Source organism: Nocardia elegans NBRC 108235, assembly GCF_001612845.1.
In the GTDB taxonomy this organism is placed as follows: domain Bacteria; phylum Actinomycetota; class Actinomycetes; order Mycobacteriales; family Mycobacteriaceae; genus Nocardia; species Nocardia nova.
Genome location: NZ_BDBF01000018.1, coordinates 52,782 through 77,643, shown reverse-complemented (window position 1 = coordinate 77,643; position 24,862 = coordinate 52,782). Strand labels below are relative to the sequence as shown.

General features: G+C 67.0%; 29 protein-coding genes. 20 read left to right on the top strand and 9 right to left on the bottom strand.

The window, feature by feature from the left end:
- Nucleotides 1-24: 24 nt before the first annotated feature.
- On the top strand, nt 25-975 hold the full coding sequence (locus NE2_RS15095; protein WP_063026627.1) for a proline dehydrogenase family protein: 951 nt from the start codon (nt 25-27) through the stop codon (nt 973-975).
- 1 nt (nt 976) lies between these two features.
- On the opposite strand, the gene NE2_RS15090 is transcribed toward NE2_RS15095, so the two are convergent.
- Entirely contained in the window at nt 977-1,843 is an 867-nt protein-coding gene (locus tag NE2_RS15090; RefSeq protein WP_063026625.1) for an oxygenase MpaB family protein, read from the bottom strand.
- Nucleotides 1,844-2,009: 166 nt separating this feature from the next.
- Between NE2_RS15090 and NE2_RS15085 the strand changes: the two genes are divergently transcribed.
- Nucleotides 2,010-2,654: a TetR/AcrR family transcriptional regulator gene (locus NE2_RS15085; RefSeq protein ID WP_063026623.1), complete on the top strand. Its 645-nt coding sequence runs from the start codon at nt 2,010-2,012 to the stop codon at nt 2,652-2,654.
- On the opposite strand, the gene NE2_RS15080 is transcribed toward NE2_RS15085, so the two are convergent.
- Nucleotides 2,655-2,954 carry a hypothetical protein gene (locus NE2_RS15080; protein WP_063026621.1) on the bottom strand — a complete coding sequence of 100 codons (300 nt, stop codon included), beginning with the start codon at nt 2,952-2,954 and terminating at the stop codon, nt 2,655-2,657.
- A gap of 245 nt (nt 2,955-3,199) precedes the next feature.
- Here NE2_RS15080 and NE2_RS15075 point away from each other — a divergent pair, with 245 nt between their 5' ends.
- From NE2_RS15075 to NE2_RS15045, 8 genes are all read left to right on the top strand, one after another.
- Nucleotides 3,200-4,084 carry a helix-turn-helix domain-containing protein gene (locus tag NE2_RS15075; RefSeq protein WP_063026769.1) on the top strand — a complete coding sequence of 295 codons (885 nt, stop codon included), beginning with the start codon at nt 3,200-3,202 and terminating at the stop codon, nt 4,082-4,084.
- The gene (locus NE2_RS15070; protein WP_063026619.1) at nt 4,081-4,299 is read left to right on the top strand and encodes a DUF397 domain-containing protein; all 219 of its coding nucleotides are present in this window, start codon (nt 4,081-4,083) and stop codon (nt 4,297-4,299) included. Before NE2_RS15075 ends, NE2_RS15070 begins: the two co-directional genes overlap by 4 nt.
- A 303-nt stretch (nt 4,300-4,602) precedes the next feature.
- Nucleotides 4,603-5,211 carry a DUF3558 family protein gene (locus NE2_RS37665; RefSeq protein ID WP_373862252.1) on the top strand — a complete coding sequence of 203 codons (609 nt, stop codon included), beginning with the start codon at nt 4,603-4,605 and terminating at the stop codon, nt 5,209-5,211.
- Nucleotides 5,212-5,232: 21 nt separating this feature from the next.
- Nucleotides 5,233-5,616, top strand: a complete 384-nt coding sequence (locus tag NE2_RS15065; RefSeq protein ID WP_063026617.1) for a hypothetical protein — start codon at nt 5,233-5,235, stop codon at nt 5,614-5,616.
- A gap of 71 nt (nt 5,617-5,687) precedes the next feature.
- Nucleotides 5,688-7,127 carry a hypothetical protein gene (locus NE2_RS15060; RefSeq protein WP_063026615.1) on the top strand — a complete coding sequence of 480 codons (1,440 nt, stop codon included), beginning with the start codon at nt 5,688-5,690 and terminating at the stop codon, nt 7,125-7,127.
- The gene (locus NE2_RS15055; protein ID WP_063026613.1) at nt 7,124-7,891 is read left to right on the top strand and encodes an ESX secretion-associated protein EspG; all 768 of its coding nucleotides are present in this window, start codon (nt 7,124-7,126) and stop codon (nt 7,889-7,891) included. The genes NE2_RS15060 and NE2_RS15055 overlap by 4 nt, the downstream gene beginning before the upstream one ends.
- A 64-nt stretch (nt 7,892-7,955) precedes the next feature.
- Nucleotides 7,956-8,192, top strand: coding sequence for a ribbon-helix-helix domain-containing protein (locus NE2_RS15050; RefSeq protein ID WP_063026611.1), 237 nt, complete (start codon nt 7,956-7,958; stop codon nt 8,190-8,192).
- Nucleotides 8,189-8,623, top strand: coding sequence for a PIN domain-containing protein (locus NE2_RS15045; protein WP_063026609.1), 435 nt, complete (start codon nt 8,189-8,191; stop codon nt 8,621-8,623). The genes NE2_RS15050 and NE2_RS15045 overlap by 4 nt, the downstream gene beginning before the upstream one ends.
- Before the next feature lie 52 nt (nt 8,624-8,675).
- Here the strand turns inward: NE2_RS15045 and NE2_RS15040 are convergent, their stop codons facing one another.
- Nucleotides 8,676-9,524 carry an oxygenase MpaB family protein gene (locus tag NE2_RS15040; protein ID WP_063026767.1) on the bottom strand — a complete coding sequence of 283 codons (849 nt, stop codon included), beginning with the start codon at nt 9,522-9,524 and terminating at the stop codon, nt 8,676-8,678.
- A gap of 164 nt (nt 9,525-9,688) precedes the next feature.
- Between NE2_RS15040 and NE2_RS15035 the strand changes: the two genes are divergently transcribed.
- Together NE2_RS15035 and NE2_RS15030 are read left to right on the top strand one after the other, a co-directional pair.
- Nucleotides 9,689-11,113, top strand: coding sequence for an acyl-CoA synthetase (locus NE2_RS15035; protein ID WP_063026607.1), 1,425 nt, complete (start codon nt 9,689-9,691; stop codon nt 11,111-11,113).
- Between the two features lie 68 nt (nt 11,114-11,181).
- Entirely contained in the window at nt 11,182-11,553 is a 372-nt protein-coding gene (locus NE2_RS15030; RefSeq protein WP_030514882.1) for a PPOX class F420-dependent oxidoreductase, read from the top strand.
- 75 nt (nt 11,554-11,628) lie between these two features.
- Here the strand turns inward: NE2_RS15030 and dapD are convergent, their stop codons facing one another.
- On the bottom strand, nt 11,629-12,582 hold the full coding sequence (gene dapD, locus NE2_RS15025; protein ID WP_063026605.1) for a 2,3,4,5-tetrahydropyridine-2,6-dicarboxylate N-succinyltransferase: 954 nt from the start codon (nt 12,580-12,582) through the stop codon (nt 11,629-11,631).
- 109 nt (nt 12,583-12,691) lie between these two features.
- On the opposite strand from dapD, the gene dapE reads away from it, so the two are divergent.
- The 6 genes from dapE to NE2_RS15000 are packed head-to-tail and all read left to right on the top strand — an operon-like array spanning nt 12,692 to nt 18,829.
- Nucleotides 12,692-13,792: a succinyl-diaminopimelate desuccinylase gene (gene dapE, locus NE2_RS15020; RefSeq protein WP_063026603.1), complete on the top strand. Its 1,101-nt coding sequence runs from the start codon at nt 12,692-12,694 to the stop codon at nt 13,790-13,792.
- An 18-nt stretch (nt 13,793-13,810) separates the two neighbouring features.
- Complete coding sequence (locus NE2_RS15015) at nt 13,811-14,614, top strand: LOG family protein (protein WP_063026601.1); 804 nt, start codon at nt 13,811-13,813, stop codon at nt 14,612-14,614.
- Complete coding sequence (locus NE2_RS15010) at nt 14,608-15,174, top strand: LOG family protein (RefSeq protein ID WP_063012358.1); 567 nt, start codon at nt 14,608-14,610, stop codon at nt 15,172-15,174. Before NE2_RS15015 ends, NE2_RS15010 begins: the two co-directional genes overlap by 7 nt.
- Nucleotides 15,175-15,215: 41 nt before the next feature.
- Nucleotides 15,216-16,985, top strand: coding sequence for a long-chain-acyl-CoA synthetase (locus NE2_RS15005; protein ID WP_084494051.1), 1,770 nt, complete (start codon nt 15,216-15,218; stop codon nt 16,983-16,985).
- Nucleotides 16,986-17,030: 45 nt separating this feature from the next.
- A complete protein-coding gene (gene folP, locus NE2_RS36580; protein ID WP_084494050.1) occupies nt 17,031-17,909 on the top strand; it encodes a dihydropteroate synthase in 879 nt (292 codons plus the stop codon).
- Nucleotides 17,906-18,829 carry a glucosyl-3-phosphoglycerate synthase gene (locus NE2_RS15000; protein ID WP_082940569.1) on the top strand — a complete coding sequence of 308 codons (924 nt, stop codon included), beginning with the start codon at nt 17,906-17,908 and terminating at the stop codon, nt 18,827-18,829. Before folP ends, NE2_RS15000 begins: the two co-directional genes overlap by 4 nt.
- A 58-nt stretch (nt 18,830-18,887) precedes the next feature.
- On the opposite strand, the gene NE2_RS14995 is transcribed toward NE2_RS15000, so the two are convergent.
- From NE2_RS14995 to sigE, 5 genes are all read right to left on the bottom strand, one after another.
- Nucleotides 18,888-19,724, bottom strand: coding sequence for a hypothetical protein (locus tag NE2_RS14995; protein WP_030514890.1), 837 nt, complete (start codon nt 19,722-19,724; stop codon nt 18,888-18,890).
- Between the two features lie 139 nt (nt 19,725-19,863).
- Nucleotides 19,864-20,328 carry a Sec-independent protein translocase protein TatB gene (gene tatB / locus NE2_RS14990; RefSeq protein ID WP_063026597.1) on the bottom strand — a complete coding sequence of 155 codons (465 nt, stop codon included), beginning with the start codon at nt 20,326-20,328 and terminating at the stop codon, nt 19,864-19,866.
- A 9-nt stretch (nt 20,329-20,337) separates the two neighbouring features.
- On the bottom strand, nt 20,338-21,912 hold the full coding sequence (locus tag NE2_RS14985) for a trypsin-like peptidase domain-containing protein (RefSeq protein WP_063026595.1): 1,575 nt from the start codon (nt 21,910-21,912) through the stop codon (nt 20,338-20,340).
- Nucleotides 21,897-22,286 carry an anti-sigma factor gene (locus NE2_RS14980; RefSeq protein WP_063026593.1) on the bottom strand — a complete coding sequence of 130 codons (390 nt, stop codon included), beginning with the start codon at nt 22,284-22,286 and terminating at the stop codon, nt 21,897-21,899. The genes NE2_RS14985 and NE2_RS14980 overlap by 16 nt, the downstream gene beginning before the upstream one ends.
- A gap of 65 nt (nt 22,287-22,351) precedes the next feature.
- Nucleotides 22,352-23,194 carry an RNA polymerase sigma factor SigE gene (gene sigE / locus NE2_RS14975; protein WP_063026591.1) on the bottom strand — a complete coding sequence of 281 codons (843 nt, stop codon included), beginning with the start codon at nt 23,192-23,194 and terminating at the stop codon, nt 22,352-22,354.
- 215 nt (nt 23,195-23,409) lie between these two features.
- Here sigE and NE2_RS14970 point away from each other — a divergent pair, with 215 nt between their 5' ends.
- Together NE2_RS14970 and NE2_RS14965 are read left to right on the top strand one after the other, a co-directional pair.
- Entirely contained in the window at nt 23,410-24,048 is a 639-nt protein-coding gene (locus NE2_RS14970) for an O-methyltransferase (protein ID WP_104392717.1), read from the top strand.
- A 147-nt stretch (nt 24,049-24,195) separates the two neighbouring features.
- On the top strand, nt 24,196-24,849 hold the full coding sequence (locus tag NE2_RS14965) for a TetR/AcrR family transcriptional regulator (RefSeq protein ID WP_030514896.1): 654 nt from the start codon (nt 24,196-24,198) through the stop codon (nt 24,847-24,849).
- The last annotated feature ends 13 nt before the right edge of the window (nt 24,850-24,862 follow it).

Genomic DNA, 24,862 nt, shown 5'->3' with positions numbered 1-24,862 from the left:
GGTGGCCACACCCGGCAGGCGACGATGAACCCGCTGCGCCCCGCGATCCTCGCCGCCGCCGGATCGGTGCGGATGAAGCGGGCGATCACCGGGTTTCCGGTCACGGCCGAGGTCGTACATCGGTTCGTGGCCGGGGAGACCCGCGCCGACCTGGCCCCGGTCGTCGGCGAGCTGCTGGGCAGCGGTCGGATGGTGAGCGTCGACTTTCTCGGTGAGTACACGACCGAGCGCTCGATGGCCGACGACGCCGTCGCCGAATATCTCGCGTTGATCGATGATCTGGCCCGATGGAACCGATGGCAATCGGCGCGACCCGTTGCGCCGGTGGAGGTTTCGGTGAAGCTCTCCGCGCTGGGTCAGTCGCTGGGGTTGGCGGGGCCCGAGATCGCCACCGCGAATCTGCGGGCCCTGTGCGAGCGGGCGCAACAGGCGGGGGTGTGGATCACCGTCGACGCGGAGGACCACACCACCACCGAAACCACCGAGTCGACCGTGCACATGATGCGTGCCGACTATCCCTGGCTGGCGGTCGCCACCCAGACCTATCTGCGCCGCGCGGAGGATCGCTGCCGCATCGCCGCGGCCGAGGGCGCGCGAATCCGGTTGTGTAAGGGCGCGTATCGCGAGCCGGAGTTCGTCGCCTACCAGCGCGCCGCCGATGTGGACGAGTCGTATCTGCGGTGCCTGGAACTGCTCATGGCCGGTCCGGGGTATCCGATGGTCGCCACCCACGATCCGGTCATGATCACCGCCGCCCACGACATGGCCGGCCGGAACGGGCGCGCGCCGGGCGATTTCGAATTCCAGATGCTCTACGGCATCCGCTCGCTCGAACAGCGGCGCCTCGCCGAGGACGGGCACGCGGTGCGGGTCTACATCCCCTACGGCAACCAGTGGTACGGCTACCTGATGCGAAGGTTGGCCGAACGCCCGGCCAACCTCGGCTTCTTCCTGCGCGCCCTCGCCGAGCGCTGAATCAGACCAGCGGTCGCCCGAAGCGCCGGCGCAACCGCATGTCCGCGAGGTAGAAGTTGAACGGGAAGACCCGGATCACCGTGGGCATCCGCGTCCACACCGCCGAGATCGCGCGCAGGACGAATCGGAATCGGCGTTCGTCGCGTGCGGTCCAGCGCATCCCCATCTCGTCCCGCAGATGCTGCGGCAGCAGGGCGGTGACGGTGAAGCGATGGAACCGCCCGGCCAGCAGCTGGATCAGGCGCGGCTGCATCTTCAGGTCGATCAGATCGTTGAAGTAGCGGCGCACCGGCTCGTCGATGGTCTTCTTCGCGAGGTTCTCCTCCCAGAACGCGTAGAACGCGTCCCGATCGGCCGGCCACATCTCCGGACGCATCTGCAGCCCGGTGCCGAGCCGGACGCTGTAGCGGTAGAAACGCTCGGCGAGTTCGGGATCCATCGGTCCGCGCATGCGCCGGTACAGATCGTCGACGCCCCAGTACAGGCAGGCCGCCACCCACAACTGCAACTTCGGATCGAAGGCGTTGTACTTGACCGGGCTGTTCGGTCCCGAATGCACCGGGCGGTGCGAGCCGTTGACCGCCTCCCGATAGCTCTGCACGTCCTCGTCGTTGCCCAGCCAGGCCACGGCCAGATAGGTCAGCGTGGTGCGCAGCCGCTTGAGCGGGTGCAACGTCACCTTGCCGCTGTCGACCGTGCTCTCCAGCACGCCGTAGCCCACCGGCGGATGGCTGAGCTGCATGATCACGTTCGCGGCACCGCCCAGGAAGGCGGCCACGCCGTCGATGTGTTCGCGCACCGTCTCCGGGGTCAGCTCGTCGCCAGGAATCTCGGGCAGCGGCTCGGTCGCGCGCAGGGGGGCGGTCATCGTCGACTCGTCTCCTGTTCCTCCCCGCCGGATCGGCGAGAGAATATGAGAAGCTTTCGTATAAACCTTCTCATCGGTGTGGCATCGTGTCAATCGAGGCCGCTGACCATATGGGATGATGAGAGCGTCACCGTGTCCGCGACCCGGGCGAACGAGAGGAACGACCATGACCGGCTCGACCAGACTGTCGACTCGGCTCCTGCCGCTGGTTCGCGGCGCGGGTCCGGAGGACCGCAATCAGACCACGGTACTCGACGCGGCATTGCTGGCTTTCCTCGATTTCGGCATCAAACGCACCAGCATGGTCGAGGTCGCGCGGCGCGGGCGGCTGTCGCTGGCGACGCTGTACCGGCGCTTCGCCGGTAAATCCGATCTGATTCAGGCCGTCGGGCTGTGGCAGGCACGCCAGTTCGTGGAACAGGTCGACGCCGCGGTGCAGCGCCAGATCGATCGCGACGCCAGCGCCGAGGATCAGATCGTCGAACTGTTCGTCGCCTTCTTGGACGGGTTGCGCGGCAACAAGCTGCTGGACCGGCTGTTGACCACCGAACCGGAGGTCGTGCTGCCCTACCTGACCGTGCAGGGCGCGCCGGTGATCGAGCTGGGGCGCGACTACGTCGCCGAGTTCATCACCCGCCTGCAGGCGGAAGACAAACTGCCGCAGTACGATCCGCTGCCGCTGGCCGAACTCGTCGCGCGCAACGCGCTCTCGCTCGCGCTGACTCCGCAGACGCTGATCCCGGTCGACGACGAGGCCGCCTGCCGGCAGTTCGCCCGCGACCATGTGGTCCCCGGCTTCCGAATTCCCTAGTCACGGGATCAGCCACAGCCGTTCGCACGGAAGCCGGCCGCAGCGCCCGTCGGGTGCTGCGAATACGACGGTGCCGCAGCGCCCGTATCTGCGCCAGTGATCGGCGAAGCGGCGGGCAGCCGATTCGCAGGCCACGAAGGTGAGCGGGTGTGGACTGTGTGCGGTGAGGCGGATCGACACCATGAGGTCCGGCTCGTCGGGCCGTGGTGAAAGCTGTTGTGCCAGTGTTAGACTGGGGTATCGGGTGCCGAGTATCTCGGCGCTGTAGCATTCGCTCGACGCATTGGTCTGCTGTTCCATCGCTGTCTTCGTGACCTCTCCAGATCTTCGCGGCGGTGCCACGCCGCGTACCGGTTCATAGAGCCGGGCCCGGGCCTCGGGGGCTGCCGGGTGAGCGCGCACAGAACATCACGATCGAGCTGTGGGGACCGGCGGAGATGAATTTCCCGGGGGCACTTCGGTGTATCGCCTGCACGATCCCCAAGAATCCGGGACGAGTCCGGTCCGGATCGAAGCTCCTCGAACCCGAGAAGGAGATAGTCGACATGTCAGAACCCGGCAGTACGGTACCCAGGCGGCAACTCGGCCGATACCTTCGCGACCTGCGATCACAGACCGGGATGACGCTGCACGAGGTCGCGCAGAAGGCCGAGATCAGCGCGAGCACGGTGCAGCGCTACGAGAACGGCCGCTTCCCGGCCAAACTCCGCACCGCGGACATCCGCGAACTCTGTGCGGTGCTCGGCGCGGACGACACCCTGACCGCCGCACTGGAAGGTCTTGCGCAGCAAGCGAATGTGCAGAACTGGTGGCACGAGTACGACGACGTGATCCCCCCGGACTTCGATGTGTACATGGGGCTGGAGGCGGCGGCGGAGCAGTTGGTGGTCTATTCGCCGGACGCGGTGATGGGTTTGCTCCAGACTCCGGATTACGCAGCGGTACTGACGCGAGAGGTCTTTCCCGACGCCACACCGGAAGAGATCGCGCAGCGGGTGCACATGCGTATGCGCCGGCAGTCGCTCATCACGCGGCGTCGCGGTCCGGCCGAACTTCGGATGGTGTTGGGGGAAGCGGCAATTCGTCGAACAGTCGGCGGGCGACGCGTGATGGCGGCTCAGGCGAAGCGCTTGGCGGACATCAGCACGATGCAGAATGTTTCGTTGCGAATACTGCCGTTCTCCGCAGGCATTCCGCTCGGCCAGGTATACAGCCAGTTCATCGTTCTCGAGTTCGGCAAGGACGCCAAGGGCAATCTGGTCGAGCCGCCGATCGTCTATCTCGAACATCCAACGGGCGACTTGTATCTCGAGAAGCCGGCCGACGTGCGCCACTACACTGAGGCGCATCAGGGAATCCAGCGGGCCACCCTGGATGAGCAGGCGAGCAGAGACCTGCTTCGCCGGATAGCAAGGGAGTTCGCAACGTGAGCGAAAAGTACGACGTCGACCTGTCCGATGCCCAGTGGTTCACCAGCAGTCGCACTTCGGGTGGAAAGGAGTGCGTGGAGGTGGCATTCCTGGATGGTGGCTTTGTGGGGGTTCGCGACAGCAAGGATCACACTCGCCCAGCGCTCGTCTTCACTCCCGGTGAGTGGCGAGCATTCATCGGTGGTGCGAAGGACGGCGAGTTCGACCAGGCATAGCGACTCGATGCGGCCGCCGCAGCACTGTCGGTGTGAGGGCTGCGGCGGCCGCTTCGTGCTCGAGGTCGTTCTCGGGACTGGGGCGGCTGATCGTGCCGCTCGACTTGGCTTTGCGCTGCGGGCGTGGGGGTTTCGCAGTGCTTAACGTACCCCGTGCGTTGCGTGGCAAAGGTTGCCTGACCCGGTTTGGCAGCCCGACACTGGCGCGCTCAGCGGATGGCTGGGGGTGAAGGGCTCTGATAAAGTCCCGGTCGGGGGCGTCAACCGCGTCCTGGCGGCGGCGAGCAGGAGGGGCGCACAGTGATGCGGCAGCGGCACGAACGGTTCGCCGGGGGGCGGTGGATGATCTCCGCTGCGGGTGTTGCTCTTTCGATCGGAATGCTTCTAGGGTCCGCTGGTTGTTCGGGGAAATCCGACTCGGCCTCCGGCGAGAAATCTTCGACAACAACGTTGAGTGCCTCTTCGGCTTCTCCCAAGCCAGCGTCGAACACGGCATGGAATCCATGTTCGATTCCTGATTCTGACATCGCGGCGGCCGGACTTAATCCGGCGAGGAGAGTTGGCGACACCAGCAAATATGGTACGAAGTTTCCGGGCTGGGACATTTGTGGCTGGATGAGTGACAGTTGGTACGGGTTGAACCTGTATTCGACAAATTCTCATACGTTCGATGAAGTCATACACAACACCACAAATTTCGCCGACCCACGGACTGTTTCCGTTGGCGGACGGAGCGCAGTGATGTTGGACCCCTTGTATGTCCCGCAAGGATGCACGCTCGTCTTCAATGCGTCGAGCGGACCGGTTCAATTCGAGCTCGGCCCGAAGGCCAGTGCGGACCAGGCTGGTGATGCGTGTGTCGAGGTCACAAGGATTGCGGCTGCGCTCGTGAAGGATCTCCCGGCGCAGTAGTTCAGAAGGCGGGGAAATAGAATGTCAGAGTTGGATGTATGGCAACAGCTTTCAGAAGAGGTCGCGCAGGGAAACCTCAAGCTGATGATTCACCGCGACAAATTCGATGCGGCGGTGAAGCGGTTGCAGGACTACATCGACGAGATTGACAATTTGACTTTTTTGGTCCGCGAAGTCTCGAATGTAAGCGGTCTCGGCGGTTTTCAGATGGGTGTTGACCTAGCACACAAATTCAGCCGAAAGGCAGATGGCGCTGACGGCTCCATCCAACAGCGACTCAAAGATCTCGCAGACGAGGCGAAAGCGGTACAAGACGTTCTCCGCAAAGCGGCAATCGCCTACGCCGACACGGATGCCGAGTACGGCAAAGAGTTCAAAGATCTCGAACAGGGAATCAAGCCGTGACGCCGCCACCGGATCCTTCGAGCTATCTGGACCAGAGTAGTGGTGCCAATCTTCGGGCTCAGCTGGATGCGATGAAGAACGGCACGTACGCGACCTTGGTGTCGGCGGAGCATACGCAGGCATGGGATGCGGATCAGTTGGGGCTCCAGCGTCAGATCAACGATCTGGCGGGGCAGTTGGGTGCGGATGTCGATCCGGCGATTCTCACCGGCGATGACAATTTCGAGAATTTGACGCTGGAACAGATTCGCGATCTGACCTATGAGATCAAACCCGATGTGGTGCACGCGGTTTCGGAGGCGTGGGGAAAGATCGGGTCCGGCTTGGGGGACGCCACCCGCACCTTGAGTGACGGCTTGAAGAAGGAAATCGCCGAGGGTTGGCAGGGGATGGCCGCCGGCAAGGCCGCCAAGGCGCTCGGCGACTTTCTCCAGACATCCGATTCCATCGGCAAATCGGCGACGCTCGTCGGGATGAAAGTCGCCTTCGCACAGCGCGGTAGCGACGAAACCTTCCGGATGCTGGGCCCGGTGTTGTCGGCGGTGGCGCCGGTGAGCGGCGCGTTGGTGCAGAATCAGGGATTGCCGAACTTGGCTCCCGCGGCGCCGGCCTCGGGACCGAAGCTTCCTATCCTCGCGGAGCAGCAGGGACAGGACTCGAAGGAGCACGAGGCGAAGCAGGCCTGTTTGCAGGTATTGCGGAACGTGTATGCGCCGGGCATCCGAGGCGGAGACCAAGGCGTGCCGGTGATTCCGCCGGTGCAGCCCGTCGCGAATCCGGCGGGGCCGCCGAACCTGGGCCCCGGGCCATCGGGGCCGGGCACGCCGAATCTCGGGGGCGGTAATCAACCCCCGCCCGGTGGCGACGACTCGAACAGTGGCACTCCGAACGTCGATCCGAATACCGGAAACGACGGTGGCGCGAACTCGAATCCCGGATCGACCACGTCACCCGGCACGCGGCCGAGTGCGGTCGACGGCACCGGGCTGAACCAGCAGGGCACCGGCGGGCCGGCTCTGCCCCATGCGGCTTCCACCGCGGCGGCAGGTTTCGATCCCACCGGTGGCCTGGGCGGCGGGTCCTCGGCATCCGGAATCGGTGGCGGTGCCGCCGGGCACGGATTCGGCGGCGGCTCGTCGAGTTCGGGCGGCGGCGTGCCGCGATCGGGCGGTCCGGGGATGAGTGTGCCCGGCAAGCCTTTTGCGGAACCGCTGGCGCCCTTGGGTTTACGGAGCCCCGGCCAGGCCGGTCTACCCGGCGCGCCCGGAATGGCGCCGGGGGCGGGTGGTCGCGGCGGCGGGAAGTCCGAGGAGGACAAGGAACGCGCATCGTCGGAGTTGTTGCGCGGACAGCACCTCGAGGAATGGATCGACGACGGCCGCGCGGTGATGCCCGCCTACGGCGCCATCGGGGAGAATCCGCCGCAGGAACGGCACCCCGATTCCCGGCCGCCGCGTCCACCCGCGCCGAACCCGCCGGACCAGGGGCGAGCGCCGGGAGAATATCGGTGATCCACTGGCAGCTGACGAGTGCCCAGTACGAGGCGGCGTTCTTCGCCACGCAGCGCGACCGCCTGCCCTATCCGACGTGGAATGCGTTGCGCGCCGGCGACGACATCGAACTCGGCCGGCAGCGCCGGGAGGCGATCGACACCCTGTTGCCCCGCGTGGACGACGACTTCGCCCGCCTGGTGCATACGCTGGCCGAACCGCAGGTGCGGTTGCACGTGCACGGCCGCCTCGGAACCGACCCCGGCGACCCCGAGACCCAGCTGCGCGGTTATGCGGGATTCGGGCCGGAGATCGCGGCGGTGGCGATTCAAGATACCGATCCGGAACCCGGTGTGAGCGGCGATGTTTCGGTCAGTCTGTGCACGCATGTACAGGCGTTGACACTGCTGGCCCGCATGCTTCCCGACCAACCATCCGGCCGCCACGAACTCCACGCACTGAAATCCGAACTCGACATCGAACCCGACTCGGATCGCGGCTGGAACCGCCCGCCGACACCGCGCGAACGCCTCGGCCGATTCTTCTCCCGGTCACGCACCGGATGGGGGGAGGTGCTGTGCTATCCGGGACCATTCCTGGACAACCGCACCGACGGTGTGGAGGGCTTCTTCTGGATGGACTTCGCAGGCGACGGCCGCTACTACGTCCGGGAGGACTCGGCTTCCTATACCGTCCAGCCGATGACACACGATGGGTTCGTCGGTCACGCACGGGCATTGGCCCGAAGGGTCCGGGAACTCGGGTCGCGGTCGGCGCGCGTGTAGACCAGGTCGCGCCGCACACCTCGACGTGTGGTACACGTAGTGGTACATGTGCTACCATCGGTACATGTCGCTCAAGCGGACCAACGTTTACGCAGACCCTGCCGACCTGGCTTTGATCAAGGAAGCGGCGGCCAAGCGGGGCATTGCCGAAGCAGAGATCATTCGGCGCGGTATTCATCTCGCGGCGATGAGTACTCGGGTGTGGGGCGATGATTTGGAGTTTCCGACCTTCGATGAGATCGACGGTCCGGTGGACGACGAGGTGACCCGTGCCGTCGTCGAGGGAACTCGGTACCGGTGATAGTCGTCGGCGATACCTCGGGAATTATCGAGGCATTCGCCAAGGGGGCCGAGTCGAAATCGTGCCGCGCCGTGCTGAACGACGCCAGCCTCGTGGTGGTTTCACCGTTGGTGCTCGCCGAGGTTGACCACCTTGCCAAGGCGCGGTTCGGATCCAAGGCGCGCGACAAGGTACTGACGTTCATTTTCGACCAGGTCGACCGGATGCGATTCACAGTTGCCGACGTCGCAAACCACATCAAGTCGGCCCGCCACGTCAAAGATGCCTACCGCGGTCTGGATCTCGACATGGCCGATGCGTTCACCGTGTGTTTGGCCGCCGAATATCAAACCGAGGCGATCTTGACTCTGGATCGTCGTGACTTCCGTGCTCTGCGCCCGCTGACCCAGGAACATACCCACTTCCGATTGCTGCCCGACGACATGGCGTGAGAAAGCAGCCCCGCCGCCGGTGTCGATGCGGGGGAGGAGGTTTCGTGTTGCCTCATACGAGCCGCAGCCCCAAACGCCGCCGTATCCGCATGTCGAACATGTAAGCGTTGACCGGAAACATCTTGAGCTGCTTGGGAACTCGGTCCTCCACCGCGCCGACGGCGTGCAGCAGCCGGGCCAGACGGCGGTCGTCGGATTCGGTCCACGGCATCTCCATCTGCGCGCGCAGGGCCGGCGGCAGCAGTCCGGCGACCACCCAGCGGTGAAATCGCCCGAACGCCAGGCGAATCGGCGGCGGGAACATCTTCAGGTCCACCAGATCGTCGAAGTACGCGCGGATCGTCGGATCGATCCGGACCTCGGCGATCTGCCGGTTCCAGTAGGCGTCGAAGGCGGCGCGGTCGGCCGGCCACAGCGCCTGCGGCATCTGCAGGGTGGTTCCGAACCGGGCGGCGTGGCGGTAGAAGGCCTCGGCCTCCTGTTCGGGCATCGGGCCGTGCATGCGCTCGTAGAGGTCGCGCGAACCCCAGTACAGGCAGGCCGCCACCCACAGCTGCAGCGTCGGATCGAAGGCGTTGTACTTGACCGGGCTCTGTGCGGTGGAGCGGACCTGGCGATGCTGCCAGTTCACGGCGGCGCGGTAGGCGGCGCGTTCGTCGTCGCTGCCCAGCATGGCCACGGCGAGGTAGGTCAGCGTCGTGCGGGTGCGTTTGACCGGATGCACCATCACCTTGCCGCTGTCGACGGTGCTCTCCACCACGCCGTAACCGACGGGCGGAAGCGACAGCTGCATGATGACGTTGGCCGCGGCACCGAAGAAGGCGGCCGAACCGTCCAGGTGCGCCGCGACATCGTAGTCGGCGACCGGTTGCCCGGGCGACGTGCGAATGGACGTGGTCATCATCGACCCCCATCTCCGCGTGAGAAGGCTGTACTTCGACAGTCTCACCACCTCAATGCGCTGTCAACGGCCGCGCGACGACGAGACGAATTCGCAATGGGCCGATCGGTCGGGGAGAGTGCCGGCAGTGCCGGATCGTCGAGCCGGATTGATAGGTTGGCGCGATGTCCTACGGTTCGCTGCCGCTGTTGCCCTCGCTGAATCCGGCCGCCGTGGCCGCCGGATACGACATTCCCGATGCGGTCACCATCGACGGTGAGACGCTCTCGCGCAGCGATCTGGTCGGCGCCGCGACCTCGGTGGCCGAACGCATCGCCGGCGCCGGCCGCGTCGCGATTCTCGCCCGCCCGACCGCCACCACTGTGCTGGGCATCCTCGGCTGCCTGATCGCCGGGGTCGCCGCCGTGCCGGTGCCGCCGGATGCCGGATCGGCCGAACTCGACCATATCCTCGCCGATTCCGGGGCGCGGGCCTGGCTCGGTGCGGCGCCGGACAACCCCACGCTGCCGGTGATTCCGGTGCGCAAACACGCCCGCTCCTGGCACAGCCATCCCGAACCGGCCGCGAACACAACGGCTTTCATCCTCTACACCTCGGGGACCACGGGTGCGCCCAAGGGGGTCGTGCTCAGTCGCGGCGCCATCGCCGCCGGTCTCGACGCCCTGTTCGAGGCGTGGTCGTGGACCTCGAAAGACACGCTCGTGCACGGTCTTCCGCTGTTCCACGTGCACGGTCTGATCCTCGGCGTGCTCGGGCCGCTGCGAGTCGGCAGCCCTCTCGTGCACACCGGAAAGCCCACGCCCGCCGCCTATGCGGCCGCGGCCGGCACCCTGTACTTCGGCGTGCCGACGGTGTGGTCGCGCATCGCCGAAGACCCGGATGCCGCAAAGGAATTGGCGAATGCCCGGTTGTTGATCTCCGGCAGCGCGCCGCTGCCGATTCCGGTCTTCGAACGGCTGCGTGAGCTCACCGGTCAGGCACCGGTGGAGCGCTACGGCATGAGCGAAACCATGATCACGCTCTCCACCCGGGCCGACGGCGAGCGCCGGCCGGGCTGGGTCGGCCTGCCGGTGGCGGGCGTGCAGACCCGGTTGCGCGACGAGACGGGCGCGCCGGTTCCGCACGACGGCGAAAGTATCGGCGGACTGCAGGTGCGCGGGCCCATGCTGTTCGACGGCTATCTCAACCGGCCGGAGGCCACAGCCGACAGCTGGACCGAGGACGGCTGGTTCGTCACCGGCGATGTGGCCGCGATCGACGCCGAGGGATTCCATCGCATCGTCGGGCGCGAATCGGTGGATCTGATCAAATCCGGTGGCTATCGCGTCGGGGCCGGGGAGATCGAAACCTGCCTGCTCGGTCACCCGAATGTGTCCGAGGTCGCGGTGGTCGGGATCGAGGACGCGGATCTGGGGCAGCGCATCCGGGCCTACGTCGTGCCGCGCGCCGACACCCCGATGTCGGAGCGGGAACTGATCGACTTCGTCGCCCAGCAGCTGTCGGCGCACAAACGACCGCGCGAGGTGCTGATGGTGACCGAGTTGCCACGCAACGCCATGGGCAAGGTGCAGAAGAAGCAGTTGCGCTGATCCATCGTTCCGGTGCCGGGAATGTGGCGGGTTGACCTGTACCGCACTCGAGGTTCTAAGGTCGGCGCATGATCGCAACGCTGTCTGCAGCCCAGATCGAGTATCTGGCGGGCCAACGCCTGGGTCGGCTGGCCACTATCCGCCCGGACGGATCGCCGCAGAACAATCCGGTGGGTTTTCGCTACAACGAAGCTCTCGGCACCATCGATATCGCGGGCCACAACATGGGCGCCTCGCAGAAGTTCCGCAATCTCGCCAAGGAGGAGCGGGTCGCGTTCGTCGTCGACGATATCGCCTCGGTGAATCCGTGGCAGGTGCGCTGCCTCGAAATCCGTGGCGTGGCACAGGCTTTGCGGGATGTCGACACCTATCTCGACGGCGGCTCGCGGGAACTGATCCGCATCACCCCGCAGCGCGTGCTCGGCTTCGGCATCGACTGAGCCCGGCACGAGACACGAAACGCCCCTTCCGCGCTCGGATCGATTGCCGAGTGGGAAGGGGCGTTTCGCGTGAGATCAGTTGGCGTGCAGGGCGGCGTTGAGTTCGATGCCGGTGCCCTTGCGCGCGACCACCTCGACACTGCCGGTCAGCGAGTTGCGGCGGAACAGCAGATTCGACCGGCCGGACAGTTCGGCGGCCTTGATCGTGCGGCCGTCCGGCAGCGCGACCTTGGTGCCCGCGGTGACGTAGAGGCCCGCCTCGACGACGCAATCGTCGCCCAGCGAAATGCCCAGGCCCGCGTTCGCGCCGAGCAGGCAGCGCTCGCCGATCGAGATGACCTGCTTACCGCCACCGGACAGGGTGCCCATGATGGAGGCGCCGCCGCCCACATCGGAGCCGTCGCCGACCACCACACCGGCGGAGATGCGGCCCTCGACCATGGAGGCGCCGAGCGTGCCGGCGTTGAAGTTCACGAAACCCTCGTGCATGACCGTGGTGCCCTCGGCCAGATGCGCGCCCAGCCGCACCCGGTCCGCGTCGGCGATGCGGACGCCGGCGGGCAGCACGTAGTCGACCATGCGGGGGAATTTGTCGACGCCGTAGACGGTGACCGGACCGCGGGCGCGCAACTTCGCGCGCACCAGCTCGAAGTCCTCGACCGCGCACGGGCCGTGATTGGTCCACACCACATTGGCCAGCAGGCCGAACTGCCCCTCCAGGCTGAGCCCGTGCGGGCGGACCAGCCGGTGCGAGAGCAGATGCAGGCGCAGATATTCGTCGTGGGTGTCGATCGGCGGCGCGGACAGGTCCGCGATCGTGGTGCGCACCGCGACGACCTCGACCCGGCGGGCCTCGTCGGGTCCGACCAGATCGGCGAAGCGCGCGTACTCCGGGTCGCTCGGGCTCAGCCGCGTGGTCTCGGACGTCTCGAACGTGCCCAGTTCCGGATACGGGTACCAGGTGTCGAGGACCGTCCCGTTCACGGTCACCGTCGCTAGGCCGACTGCGGATGCTCCCTGTGTGCTCACGGCCCCTCAGCCTACTGGGTGCGGATCGCGAGGTGGCGGGCTCCCTGTGCCGCCAGCGCCGGAGCCGCTCGGCCCGGTCGTGAGACGTGCGAACAATTAGGCTGGTCCGGTGACCATCGATCTGCGCGCCGACCCGATCTCGATCACCGCGACCCTCGTCGACATCCCGAGCGTCTCCCGCGACGAGGCGGCGATCACCGACACCGTCGCCTGGGCCCTGCGTGAGCAGACCGAGGGCTTCGAGGTGCTGCGGCACGGCAACACCGTGCTGGCTCGCACGAATCGCGGGCTGCCGCACCGGGTGATCATGGCCGGTCACCTGGATACCGTGCCGATCGCCGACAACGTGCCGGGCCGGTTCGAGACGATCGACGGTGAGGAAGTGCTGTTCGGCTGCGGCAGTGTCGACATGAAGTCCGGCGACGCGGTCTTCCTGCATCTGGCCGCGACCGTCGCCGACCCGGTCTGCGATCTGACCCTGATCTTCTACGACTGCGAGGAGATCGCCGCCGAATACAACGGTCTCGGCCGCATCGAACGCGAGCTGCCGGAATGGCTGGACGGCGATCTGGCCATCCTCGGCGAACCGTCGGGCGCGTGGATCGAGGCGGGCTGCCAGGGCACGTTGCGGGTCCGTCTCGGCCTGGGCGGCACCCGCGCCCATACCGCGCGAGCGTGGCTGGGCGACAACGCCATTCACAAGCTGGCGCCCGTGCTGCAGCGACTGCGCGACTACGTGCCGCGCGAGGTGGACATCGACGGGTGCGTGTACCGCGAGGGGTTGTCCGCGGTGAAGGTGGAGGGCGGTGTGGCCGGCAATGTGGTGCCCGACGATGCCGAGGTGCTGGTGAACTTCCGGTTCGCGCCCGATCGCACGCTCGACGAGGCCACCGAGCATGTGCGCGAGGTGTTCGACGGACTGGATGTGAGCTTCGAGCGGACCGACGGTGCGCCTGGCGCGCTGCCGGGTCTGTCGGCTCCGGCCGCGAAGAACCTGGTGGAACGTGTCCATTCCCACGGCGGTGGCGGGGTGCGCGCGAAATACGGCTGGACCGATGTGTCGCGATTCGCCGCTCGCGGCATTCCGGCGGTCAATTTCGGGCCCGGCGACCCCAATCTGGCGCACAAGGTGGACGAGCGCGTACCCACCCGCCAGATCACCGTCGTCACCGAGATCCTGCGCAACTACCTGACCGGTCACAAGGGCTGAACCGGTAGGTTCGGTCCCATGTCCACCGCGTCCGAGCCCGCACCGACCAGATCACCGAAGTCCACGCCGAAGTTCAGGGGCCCGATCATGTTGCGCCGGGCCCGCAAACAGGGCACCGGAACCACCGATCAGCATCTGCTCGACGGCCGCGGAGCCACCGACTGGGTGCACACCGACCCCTGGCGGGTGCTCCGGATCCAGAGCGAATTCGTGGAGGGCTTCGGTGCCCTCGCCGAAATACCCAGGGCCGTATCGGTTTTCGGTTCGGCCCGGACGCAGGTGGATACACCCGAATACGAGGCGGCGCGGGCCATCGGCGAGGCTCTGGCCGAGGCCGGTTTCGCGGTGATCACCGGCGGCGGTCCCGGAGTGATGGAGGCGGCCAATCGCGGCGCCTGCGAGGCGGGCGGATTCTCCGTGGGCCTCGGCATCGAACTGCCGATGGAGCAGGGCCTCAACGAATGGGTCGACCTCGGCATCAACTTTCGCTACTTCTTCGCCCGCAAGACGATGTTCGTCAAGTATTCCCAGGCGTTCATCTGCCTGCCCGGCGGCTTCGGCACCCTGGACGAGCTGTTCGAGGCGCTCACACTGGTGCAGACCAACAAGATCACCCGCTTCCCGGTCATCCTGTTCGGCAGTCGGTACTGGGCGGGGCTGGTCGACTGGCTGCGGGATTCGCCGGCCGGCTCGGGCAAGATCTCGCCCGGTGATCTGGGACTGCTGCACGTGACCGACAGTGTGGAGGAGCTGATCGACATCGTGTTGCAGGCCGCCGCGCGCCGCGGCGAGGAGTCCACGGGGACGGAGGACAAGTGGTGAACGGGCAGCCGTTCGCGGTGTGCGTCTACTGTTCGGCCAGCGCCACGGATCCGGACGCGTTGCGGCTGGCCGCCGAGGTGGGCAGTGAAATCGCGCGCCGCGGTTGGCAATTGGTCTCCGGCGGCGGACATGTGTCGATGATGGGTGCGGTGGCGGTGGCCGCCCGCGCCGGGGGCGCCCGCACCACGGGCGTGATCCCGAAACGCCTGGTGCATCAGGAAGTCGCCGATGTGGACAGCGACGAGCTGATCGTCACCGACACCATGCGCGAACGCAAACAGATCATGGAGGATCGCGCCGACGCCTTCCTGACCCTGCCGGGCGGAATCGGCACGCTGGAGGAATTCTTCGAGGCGTGGACCGGTGGATACCTGGGACTGCACGGCAAGCCGCTGGTGGTGCTGGATCCGAACGGCCACTACCGCGGGCTGTTCGCGTGGCTGGACGAGCTGAGTGCGGCCGGATTCATCGGGCGGCCCGCATTGGATCGGATTACCGTGACCGCGGATGTGGCATCCGCATTCCGAGCCCTGACCGCGCCGCGCATCGGCACCGCCTGAGCGATTCGACACCGCTCGACCGGAACCCGTTGGAGGAGAATGTGAGCACCGAGGCCCGCAACACGATCAGTCTCTGGGATCTGGTGCGCAGGCTGCCCGCGATGGCGGTGGAGACGCCGGGCATGCTGCGCGGCGCCACCGGCATGCTGGTGCGCGCCGACGACAAATCCTCGGTCGGGCTGTACTTCCAGAAGGCGGCACGACGGTATCCCAATCGGCCGTTCCTGCGCTTCGAGGGCCGCGAATACACCTACGGCGAGGCCAATACCGAGGTGAACTGCTTCGCGCAGGTGCTGGCGCAGCGCGGTGTGCGCCGCGGCGATGTGGTGGGCGTGCTGATGACCAACCGCCCCGAGACCCTGTTCGTGGTACTGGCGACGGTGAAGCTGGGCGCGACCGTCGGGCTGCTCAATCACAATCAGCGCGAACAGGTACTCGCCCACAGCTTCGGCCTGCTCGACAGCACCGTCAACGTGATCGGCGAGGAATGCGAGGACGCGGTGCGCTCGCTGCCCGAGCCGCCGCCGAATCTGCTGTATTCCGAGGAACTGCGGGAACTGGCCCGCGACGCCGATCCGGCCGACCCGGAGGTGTGCGCCGACATCCGTGCCCGGGAGCGCGCGTTCCTGATCTTCACCTCGGGCACGACGGGCCTGCCGAAGGCCAGCGTGATGACCCACCTGCGCTGGACGAAGAGTATGGCCGGGCTGGGCGGTCTCGGCATCCGCCTGCGTGGTGGCGACACCATGTACTGCTGCCTGCCGCTGTATCACAACAACGCGCTGACCGTCGCGCTCGGCGCGGTGCTCGGCTCGCGCGCGACGTTGGCGCTGGGACGCAAATTCTCGGTGTCGAACTTCTGGAGCGAGGTCATCGCGACCAGGTCGACGGCCTTCATCTACATCGGCGAGCTCTGCCGCTACCTGCTCAACCAGCCGGAATCGTCTCGCGAACACGAACATTCGGTGCGGCTGGCCGTCGGCAACGGCCTGCGCCCGGAGTTGTGGGACGAATTCCGGCGGCGCTTCCGCATCGGCCGGGTGGTGGAGTTCTACGGCGCGAGTGAGGGAAATATCGCCTTCATCAACGCCTTCGGCGTCGACCGCACCGCCGGATTCGGGCCGCTGCCCTACGCTGTGGTGGAATTCGACGAGGAGACCGGTAAGGCTCGGCGATACCCCGACGGGCGACTGCGCAAGGTTGCCTCCGGCGGTGTGGGCCTGCTGCTGGCGAAGGTCACCGACCGTTCCCCGTTCGACGGCTACACCGACAAGTCGGCGACCGAATCGAAGTTGGTGCGCAACGCATTCGACGAGGGCGACTGCTGGTTCGACACCGGAGATCTTGTGCGCGACCAGCATTGGCGCCACATCGCCTTCGTCGACCGCCTCGGCGACACCTTCCGCTGGAAGGGGGAGAACGTCGCGACCACCGAAGTCGAAAGCGCCTTCGACGGTGCGCCCGGTATCACCGAGGCGGTGGTGTACGGCGTGGACATGCCCGGAGCCGACGGCAAGGCGGGGATGGCCGCGGTGACCCTCGCCGCCGGCGCCGCCTTCGACGGCTCCGGCCTGGCCGCTCAGCTCTACGACCGCCTGCCCGGATATGCGGTGCCGCTGTTCGTCCGCGTGGTGCCCGAACTGGAGACCACGTCGACCTTCAAGAGCCGCAAGGTGGACCTGCGCAAGCAGGGATTCACCCCGGACGATTCGACCGAGGTCTATGCGCTGAAGGGCCGCGACCAGGGATATGTGCCGTTCTACCCGAGCTATCCCGACGAGGTGGCGGCCGGTACCGCACCCCGGGGCTAGGTCGTGTCCGAGGGCGCCGACGGCCCGGCAATTAGACTCACCTCCATGAATTCTGCGTCACCGCTGTCCACCCTGTGCGGTAAGCCGGTGGCGACGGATCGGGCGCTGGTGATGGCGATCGTCAACCGAACCCCCGATTCCTTCTACGACCGGGGCGCCACCTTCTCCGACGTCGCCGCGATGGCCGCGGTGGCGCGAGCCGTGTCCGAGGGGGCGGATCTGGTCGACATCGGCGGGGTGAAGGCCGGGCCGGGGGACGAGGTCGACGCCGCGGAGGAGGCGCGACGCGTGGTGCCGTTCGTGGCGGCCATTCGCGCCCGCTATCCGGACCTGTTGATCAGTGTGGACACCTGGCGCAGTGAGGTGGCGCGGGCGGCGGTGGCCGAGGGTGCGGATCTGATCAACGACACCTGGGCCGGGGCGGATCCGCAGCTCGCGGGCGTGGCCGCCGAACTGGGCGTGGGGATCGTGTGCAGCCACACCGGCGGCGCTCGGCCGCGTACCCGGCCGCATCGGGTCCGGTACACCGATGTGGTGTCCGAGGTCACCGACACCCTGGTCCGCGCCGCCGAGGCGGCGCGCGCGGCAGGGGTCGCGGCGGACGCGATTCTCATCGATCCGACCCACGATTTCGGGAAAAACACGTATCACGGGCTCGAACTGTTGCGGGCCGTGGACATTCTTGTAAATACCGGATGGCCGGTCTTGATGGCGCTGAGTAATAAGGATTTCATCGGAGAGACTCTTGGTGTCGGACTTTCCGAGCGATTGGAGGGGACATTGGCGGCAACCGCGTGGGCGGCCGCGGCCGGCGCCCGGGTCTTCCGAGTTCACGAGGTCGCCGCAACCCGGCGAGTAGTGGACATGATCGCGGCGATTCAGGGCATCCGGCCCCCCGCACGAACCTTGCGAGGTCTGGTATGACGTTCGATTGGACTGCCACGAATACGTGGGACCGACCACAGTGGGCGATCGACGAATTGGTCGACGCGAAGGACGGGCGCACCGTGTCGGTGGTGCTGCCCGCATTGAACGAGGAACGCACGGTCGCCGATGTGGTGGCCAGTATCCGGCCGCTGCTCGGCACGCTGGTCGACGAATTGGTGGTGCTGGATTCCGGTTCCGTGGACGCGACGGCCGAGCGGGCTCGGGCGGCCGGGGCGCAGGTGGTCACCCGCGAGCAGGCCGTGCCCGAACTGGAGCCGGTGCCCGGCAAGGGCGAGGTGCTGTGGCGCTCGCTGGCCGCGACCTCCGGCGACCTGGTGGCGTTCGTCGATTCGGATCTGATCGATCCCGATCCGATGTTCGTGCCGAAACTGCTGGGTCCGCTGCTGACCGTGGACGGTATGCATCTGGTGAAGGCCTACTACCGGCGGCCGCTGCGCCAGGGCGCGGCGGTGGAGCAGCACGGTGGTGGCCGGGTGACCGAACTGGTGGCGCGGCCGCTGCTGGCGGCGTTGCGTCCGGATCTGTCGAAGGTGTTGCAGCCCTTGGGCGGTGAGTACGCGGGGACGCGCGAACTGCTGACCGCGGTGCCGTTCGCCCCGGGCTACGGTGTGGAGATCGGTCTGCTGCTGGACACTTTCGACATGCTGGGCCTCTCGGCGATCGGCCAGGTGAATCTGGGCGTGCGCACGCATCGCAATCGTCCGCTGTCGGATCTGGGTGTCATGAGCCGGCAGATTCTCGGAACCGTGCTGGGACGCAGCGGAATTCGAGATTCGGGTGCGGCATTGACGCAATTCCCGCTGGTCGGTGAGGAATTCACGGCACTGACCACCGATGTGCACCTCGCGGATCGGCCGCCGATGAACACCCTGCGCCCCGAAGAGGTTGCCGCCTGAATCCCGCCGCGAGCCGGTGCCGCCGGAATCTTTCGGCGGCGGAGCCGACGCCGAAGATTCAGCGTTCGTGACGGTAGATCGGGGTCAACAGATCCACTTCGATCGGTTCGCCGGTGTGGCGGTCGTAGCGGACGCCGACCACCGTCGAGAACGCACGGGTGTCGGCGCGTTCGTGCAGAGTCGCCAGCCGTGTTCCGAGAAGCCGTATCGCGCCCAGCGATCCGGGCGGATGTAGTCCGTCGATGACGAGAATGGTTCCGTGGCCGTCGGGGCGGGGCAGGCGCGCCAGATAGGCGATGTCGTAGGGCTCGGTGCCGCCCGGCCGGTAGATCCGGCGGGCGGCCCGGTCCTCGATCGCGCGGCGGACCCGCCCGGCCCGGGCCAGGGTCCGGCGCAGCCGCGGGTCGGCCGATACCAGATAGCGCAGACTGGGCGACAATTCGGGACCGCCGAGCACGATCAGGCCCTCGCGGTCGAGATTCAGGGGACGTCCGGGGAGGAATCGTTCGACCGTGACGGTGAATCCCAGCTGTCGCAACAGTTCTGCCAGCCGGTGCGGGGCGGCGGCGTCCGGCGCGCCGATCAACGGCGTGGCGCGTGTGACCGCGCGCAGGTCCGGGGTGAGCACGGTGAGTGGTCCGTGCCCGAAGAACAGCCCCTCCGGCACCGGGCCCTGGGTGCTGACCTGGTGAATCCGGGCGCGTGAAAGTCCTGCTGCCGCACCGATCCTGGCGAAGGTCCAGCCCTCGGCGTGCAACTCCCTGATCACCGCTCGGCGGATGCGGGTGAGCTCGTTGATGGTCTGCTGGGCCGCCGCGACCCCTTCGGTGGCAGCCTTGAGGCGTTCGACCTTGTCTTCGATCGCGAACACCCGTGCCACCTCGTCGGCTGACATGTGCGAAGTCTAGATAGCTCGACAGCCGGATGTGTCTAGTCCGGTTGACGAATCCGCCGCGGGGGCCGAATCCATCGAGCACACCGGGCATTTGGGCCGGACCGGACGGTCCGTAATGGGTGCTATCAGTGCTTTTCGGTCAGGTGGCGTCGAAATCGATCGGCGGTTTTTCGTTGCGGTCGAGCGGTTTCGGCGGCTCGGGCACCGAATAGTTGGGTGCGCTCACAGAATTCGGCGAGCCGGTCTGTGAGGTGCCGGAATCGCCGGACGAGCCGTTGCCCGGATTCGCTGCCCCGAAGGTGCCGGTGAACAGCGAATCGTCACCGTCGAAGAGGTGCTTGGTGACCATCGACCGCGGCGTCATACCGCGCAGACCTTCGAGCGGCTTGCGCAGCTCGTTGAGCTCTTCGAGCGGTTTGCGCAGTTCGTCGAGCTCGGGTCCCAGATCGTTGCGCAGCTGGCTGGTGGCGCCGGAGGCATAGTCGCGGACCTGGCGCAGACTCTGCGCGGTCCAGCGAATCGCCTCCGGCAGCCGTTCCGGGCCGAGAATCACCAGCGCGGCGACCACCAGGATCACCATCTCGGGCCAGCCGATGTTGAACATAAGACCAGGCTACTGGGGTGCTTGCGGGGCGTTCTTATCGGATTCCAGCGTCACCGGCACATCGACCTGACGGCCGTCGCGGATCAGTTGGAAATTCACCGTCTCGCCGATCTGGTGGGACTGGACGGCGACGGTGAGTTCGGCCGGTTCGGTGACCTGCCGATCACCCACCTTGACGATTACGTCGCCCTCGGCGATACCCGCCTTGGCGGCCGGGCTGTTGCCGACCACATCGGCCACCGCGGCGCCGCTCATGACGTCGTTCTCGACCTGCTTGGTCTTCGCGCTCACGCCGAGCCACGGGTGGTACATCACACCGTCGCGGATCAGCGTCTGCGACACCCGCTGCACCAGATCCACCGGAATCGCGAAGCCGAGGCCGACCGATCCGCCGCTTTCGCTGCGGATGGCGGTGTTGATCCCGATCAGCCGGCCCTCGCCGTCGACCAGGGCGCCGCCGGAGTTGCCGTGGTTGATCGCGGCATCGGTCTGCACGGCGTCGAAGGCGCCGGCGGTGTCGTCGCCGGCCTCCGGGCTCTCCTGGATCGCGCGATGCAACGCGCTGACGATGCCGGAGGTGACGGTCTTGCTCAGGCCCAGCGGCGAGCCGATGGCCAGCACGTCGTCACCGACCTGCACATCGCTCGACTTCCCGAGCCGGGCCACGGTGAGGTTCTTGACGTCGACCTTCAGGACCGCGAGGTCGGTCTTCGGGTCGCGGCCGACCAGCTGGGCCGGAGCCCTGGTGCCGTCGGAGAAGGTGGCCTGGATCTTGGCGCGCCCGGATTTGTCCTGTGCCGCCATCGAGATGACGTGATTGTTGGTGACGATATAGCCGTTGCCGTCGATGACCACGCCCGAACCGAGGGCGCCGTTGTCGCCGACGGTCTCGCGGATCGAGACGACCGAGGGCAGTACCGCGTCGGCCACCTTGGCGACCTGACTGTGCGGTTTGTCGGTGTTGCTCTCCTGCTGCAGCGCGATCTTGCGCGAGGTCAGCGCCCCGGTGTTCTCGGCCGTGAACCGGCCCACCAGGCCGCCGAGCACGCCGATGATCAGGGCGACCACACCCAGGACGGCCAACGCCTTGGGCGCCACCCTGCCGCCGAACAGCACCTCGCGGGCGCCGAGTTTGGTACCCGGCGGCAGCGGCTGCGGGGCGGGGGTGTGGATGGCGGGATCACCGAGTCGGGCCGCGGCGGCGGGATCGCGCCAGGGGTCGACCGGTGCGCCGCTATCGGGCGTGTCGGTTGCGGCGTCCGGATCGCGCTGCAGGCGCTCGTCCGAACCCGCGGGCCGTCCGAAGGCCTCGGCCAGCACCGCGTCCGGCGGGCGATTGACCAATTCGGGACTGTCGTGGCGCGGCGCGGACGCGGCCTGGGTGTGCGGTGCGAAGGATCCGGCCTGCCCCTCGGGGCGGCGGAAAGCGCGGGCGGTGTGTTTATCGATATCCGGGCGGTACACCGGGCGCGGCCCCAGCACGGGCGCGTCCGACGGCCTCAGGTTCCCCCTGGCCGCCGAATCCGATGAAGCGGACGGCGTCGATTCGGTGGTCACGTTCGCAAACTCTACTTGCGCCACCATCCCGTCCACCGCCTGCTCTCGAATCCCATTTCTCGATTCGAGGAGGAAGCGAAACGGAACGAATCCGCCCGCAGCCCGAGGAAACTCGCGCCGCGCGATATATCTTCGGTGCTACGTCCGGTCAGGTCGGCCAGCGGAATTCTGCTCAGCGTGTCCTGCAGGTCGGTCGGCGCGGAAATCTGCATTTGTGCCGCCCGGCGCAATGCCACCCGGGCCTGCTGCTGCGCCTCGACCTCGGCGGCGCATTCGGGGCAGCGGGACAGATGTTCGGCCGCGCGCAGATAGGCGTTCATTCTCAGCTCGCCGTCGACATATGCGACGACGGCCTCATTGGCCAGGTGTTCGGTGGGGGCGAAACGACCCTCGCCGGTCATACGGATGCACACCCTTCCGACGGACTACAGCTTCGCCGGGCACGGCCGCGGCGCTGCACCGCTGTTTACCCGACTTTCTCCTCAGCGGCGAACCGCTGCTGAGAACCATTATGCGCAAGGTATTCCCGCAGTGCCTGACGGCCGCGGTGGATCCGGCTGCGCACGGTACCCAACTTCACACCGAGGGTAGCGCCGATCTCCTCGTAGGACAGACCTTCGATATCGCACAGCACGACGGCCGCGCGGAATTCCGGCGCCAGCGCGTCGAGCGCCCGCTGCAGGTCCGGATCCAGCCGGGCATCGTGATAGACCTGCTCGGGCCCGGGACCTTCGGACGGCACCCGGTCGTAGTCCTCGGGCAGTGCCTCCATCCGGATGCGGTTGCGCCGGCGGACCATGTCGAGGAACAGATTCGTGGTGATCCGGTGCAGCCAGCCCTCGAACGTGCCGGGCTGGTAGTTCTGCAGCGAGCGGAAGACCCGGATGAACGTCTCCTGGGTGAGATCCTCGGCATCCTGCGGGTCACCGGTCAGGCGGTAGGCCAGCCGGTACACCCGGTCGGCGTGCTCGCGGACCAGTTCGTCCCAGGTAGGCATCATGGTGCGGTCGCCGGTGGCGTCGAAGGCGGCGGTACCGCTGAGCGCGTCGTCGTCCGCGGCCTCGCCCGCGACGGATTCGGTATCGTCGAAGTCGGCGCCGTTCGCGACGACGGCCCGGGCGTCGAGACCGACTTCGGCTTCCGGACGAACTTCGACTTCGGTACGGATATCGTTACGAGCGGCAGCGGGCAGCTCGTAATCGGCCGAGACGCCGATCGGCAGACTCGACTCGGGCAGGGTGGCGTACTCGCGCGCCGCATCGACCTTGTGGATGGGGTGACCTCCTACTCGGGACCGTGGAAGGCGCACGACGACTGGTGGTCGTCGCGTACCGGATACAACCCCGGACCCGAGTCCGGTGTTCCCGGGCGCCTTCCGGCGGTCGGCCGGCCCTTGCTTGGTCAATACTCTGGCGGTTCCCGATGTGCCGGTGGTATGGGGAGGCTGAGGGACACCTGAGAAAAACACCGGCCGTCGTCGCGCCCCCGGACAGCCACGCCGTTAGCCTCATATTCGTGAGCCACATCCCAGCGGCATCGGCCCTGCAGCGCAACCTCGCCTACGTGGAGGAATCCGTGGTCGAGGACGAGATCCTCATCGCCGCGCGGGAGCGGGCCACCGAACTGGGCGCCGCGCCGGTGCCGCCGTCGGTGGGAGCGCTGCTCAGCATGTACGCCCAGCTGCTCGGCGCCCGAGCGGTGGTCGAGGTCGGCACCGGCGCCGGAATCAGCGGCCTGTGGCTGCTCGACGGCATGCGCGAGGACGGCACGCTGACCACGATCGACTCCGAGCCGGAACATCAGCGTGCGGCCAAGGACGCCTTCCGCGCGGCCGATATCGCGCCCGCGCGCACCCGGCTGATCAACGGCCGCGCTCTGGACGTGCTGCCCCGGCTCGCCGACGGCGCCTACGACCTGGTGTTCATCGACGCGGCCCCGCTCGAGCATCCGCAATACGTCGAGCAGGCCGTACGTTTGCTGCGCGAGGGCGGGGCGGTGCTGATGTACAACGCGCTGCTGGGCGGGCGGGTGCCCGATCCGGCGCAGCGTGACGCCGCGACCCAGGCGGTGCGGGCGGCGACCCGGGCCGTGGCCGAGGACCCTGCCCTGACCAGCGTGCTGATCCCGGTCGGAGATGGGCTGCTCTGCGCCTCGCGCGGCTAGTCGCCGCTCCCGGTTCTCCGGCGGTTCGATCGAGCCGGTTCCGGAAATAGCTCGCTGAAAGCTGTCTACCTGCGCGTTCGGCTTCCGAAATTTGTCACGGACCGAGTCTTGCGTGCGGATTGAACGAGTGTTTAGTATATTGAACATGTGTTTAAGGGAGCAGCCGTACCGGAAGGATCCGCCTCGGATCTGAGCACGCCCGCCCGGATCCGGGACGCGGCGATCGTCGTCTTCGGCGAAGAGGGATTCGGGGTCGGGGTGCGGGCCATCGCCAAGGCGGCGGGGGTTTCGCCCGGCCTCGTCAATCACCACTTCGGTTCCAAGGACGGCCTGCGCGAGGCGTGTGATGAGCACGTACGTGCCGTCATCCGGGCCGCGAAGACGGAATACGTCCAACAGCCCTCGCCGAATTCGACCCTGAAGGCCCTCGCCGAAATCGAGGAGTTCGCGCCCTACACCGCGTATCTGATGCGCAGCTTCCAGGCCGGCGGAACGCTGATGACCTCGCTGTTCGATCAGATGCGCGCGGACGTGGAGTCCTACCTCGAGGTCGGTATCGAGGCCGGCACCCTGCGCCGGCCCAGGGACGTATCGGCGACGGCGAACTATCTGGCGGTGCAGAACGGCGGCGGATTCTTCTTCTTCCTGCAGCTCTACGCCGCCCGCCACGAAGGAAAGCTCGACTTTCGAAAAGCGTTGCGCGAGTACGCCGACCAGATGATGCTGCCGGCGGTCGAGGCCAACACCCACGGCCTGTTCGCCGATTCCTCGGTGCTCGACTCGTTGCTCGCCGAAATGTGAACCCTTATCTCAC

Bases quoted from the DNA above. Each gene is read 5' to 3' on its own strand.
- NE2_RS15095 (WP_063026627.1), top strand. From the start codon at position 25: ATGAACCCGCTGCGCCCCGCGATCCTCGCCGCCGCCGGATCGGTGCGG.
- NE2_RS15090 (WP_063026625.1), bottom strand. From the start codon at position 1,843: ATGACCGCCCCCCTGCGCGCGACCGAGCCGCTGCCCGAGATTCCTGGC.
- NE2_RS15085 (WP_063026623.1), top strand. From the start codon at position 2,010: ATGACCGGCTCGACCAGACTGTCGACTCGGCTCCTGCCGCTGGTTCGC.
- NE2_RS15080 (WP_063026621.1), bottom strand. From the start codon at position 2,954: ATGGAACAGCAGACCAATGCGTCGAGCGAATGCTACAGCGCCGAGATA.
- NE2_RS15075 (WP_063026769.1), top strand. From the start codon at position 3,200: ATGTCAGAACCCGGCAGTACGGTACCCAGGCGGCAACTCGGCCGATAC.
- NE2_RS37665 (WP_373862252.1), top strand. From the start codon at position 4,603: ATGCGGCAGCGGCACGAACGGTTCGCCGGGGGGCGGTGGATGATCTCC.
- NE2_RS15065 (WP_063026617.1), top strand. From the start codon at position 5,233: ATGTCAGAGTTGGATGTATGGCAACAGCTTTCAGAAGAGGTCGCGCAG.
- NE2_RS15060 (WP_063026615.1), top strand. From the start codon at position 5,688: ATGAAGAACGGCACGTACGCGACCTTGGTGTCGGCGGAGCATACGCAG.
- NE2_RS15050 (WP_063026611.1), top strand. From the start codon at position 7,956: ATGTCGCTCAAGCGGACCAACGTTTACGCAGACCCTGCCGACCTGGCT.
- NE2_RS15040 (WP_063026767.1), bottom strand. From the start codon at position 9,524: ATGACCACGTCCATTCGCACGTCGCCCGGGCAACCGGTCGCCGACTAC.
- NE2_RS15035 (WP_063026607.1), top strand. From the start codon at position 9,689: ATGTCCTACGGTTCGCTGCCGCTGTTGCCCTCGCTGAATCCGGCCGCC.
- NE2_RS15030 (WP_030514882.1), top strand. From the start codon at position 11,182: ATGATCGCAACGCTGTCTGCAGCCCAGATCGAGTATCTGGCGGGCCAA.
- NE2_RS15015 (WP_063026601.1), top strand. From the start codon at position 13,811: ATGTCCACCGCGTCCGAGCCCGCACCGACCAGATCACCGAAGTCCACG.
- folP (WP_084494050.1), top strand. From the start codon at position 17,031: ATGAATTCTGCGTCACCGCTGTCCACCCTGTGCGGTAAGCCGGTGGCG.
- NE2_RS15000 (WP_082940569.1), top strand. From the start codon at position 17,906: ATGACGTTCGATTGGACTGCCACGAATACGTGGGACCGACCACAGTGG.
- NE2_RS14995 (WP_030514890.1), bottom strand. From the start codon at position 19,724: ATGTCAGCCGACGAGGTGGCACGGGTGTTCGCGATCGAAGACAAGGTC.
- tatB (WP_063026597.1), bottom strand. From the start codon at position 20,328: ATGTTCAACATCGGCTGGCCCGAGATGGTGATCCTGGTGGTCGCCGCG.
- NE2_RS14985 (WP_063026595.1), bottom strand. From the start codon at position 21,912: ATGGTGGCGCAAGTAGAGTTTGCGAACGTGACCACCGAATCGACGCCG.
- NE2_RS14980 (WP_063026593.1), bottom strand. From the start codon at position 22,286: ATGACCGGCGAGGGTCGTTTCGCCCCCACCGAACACCTGGCCAATGAG.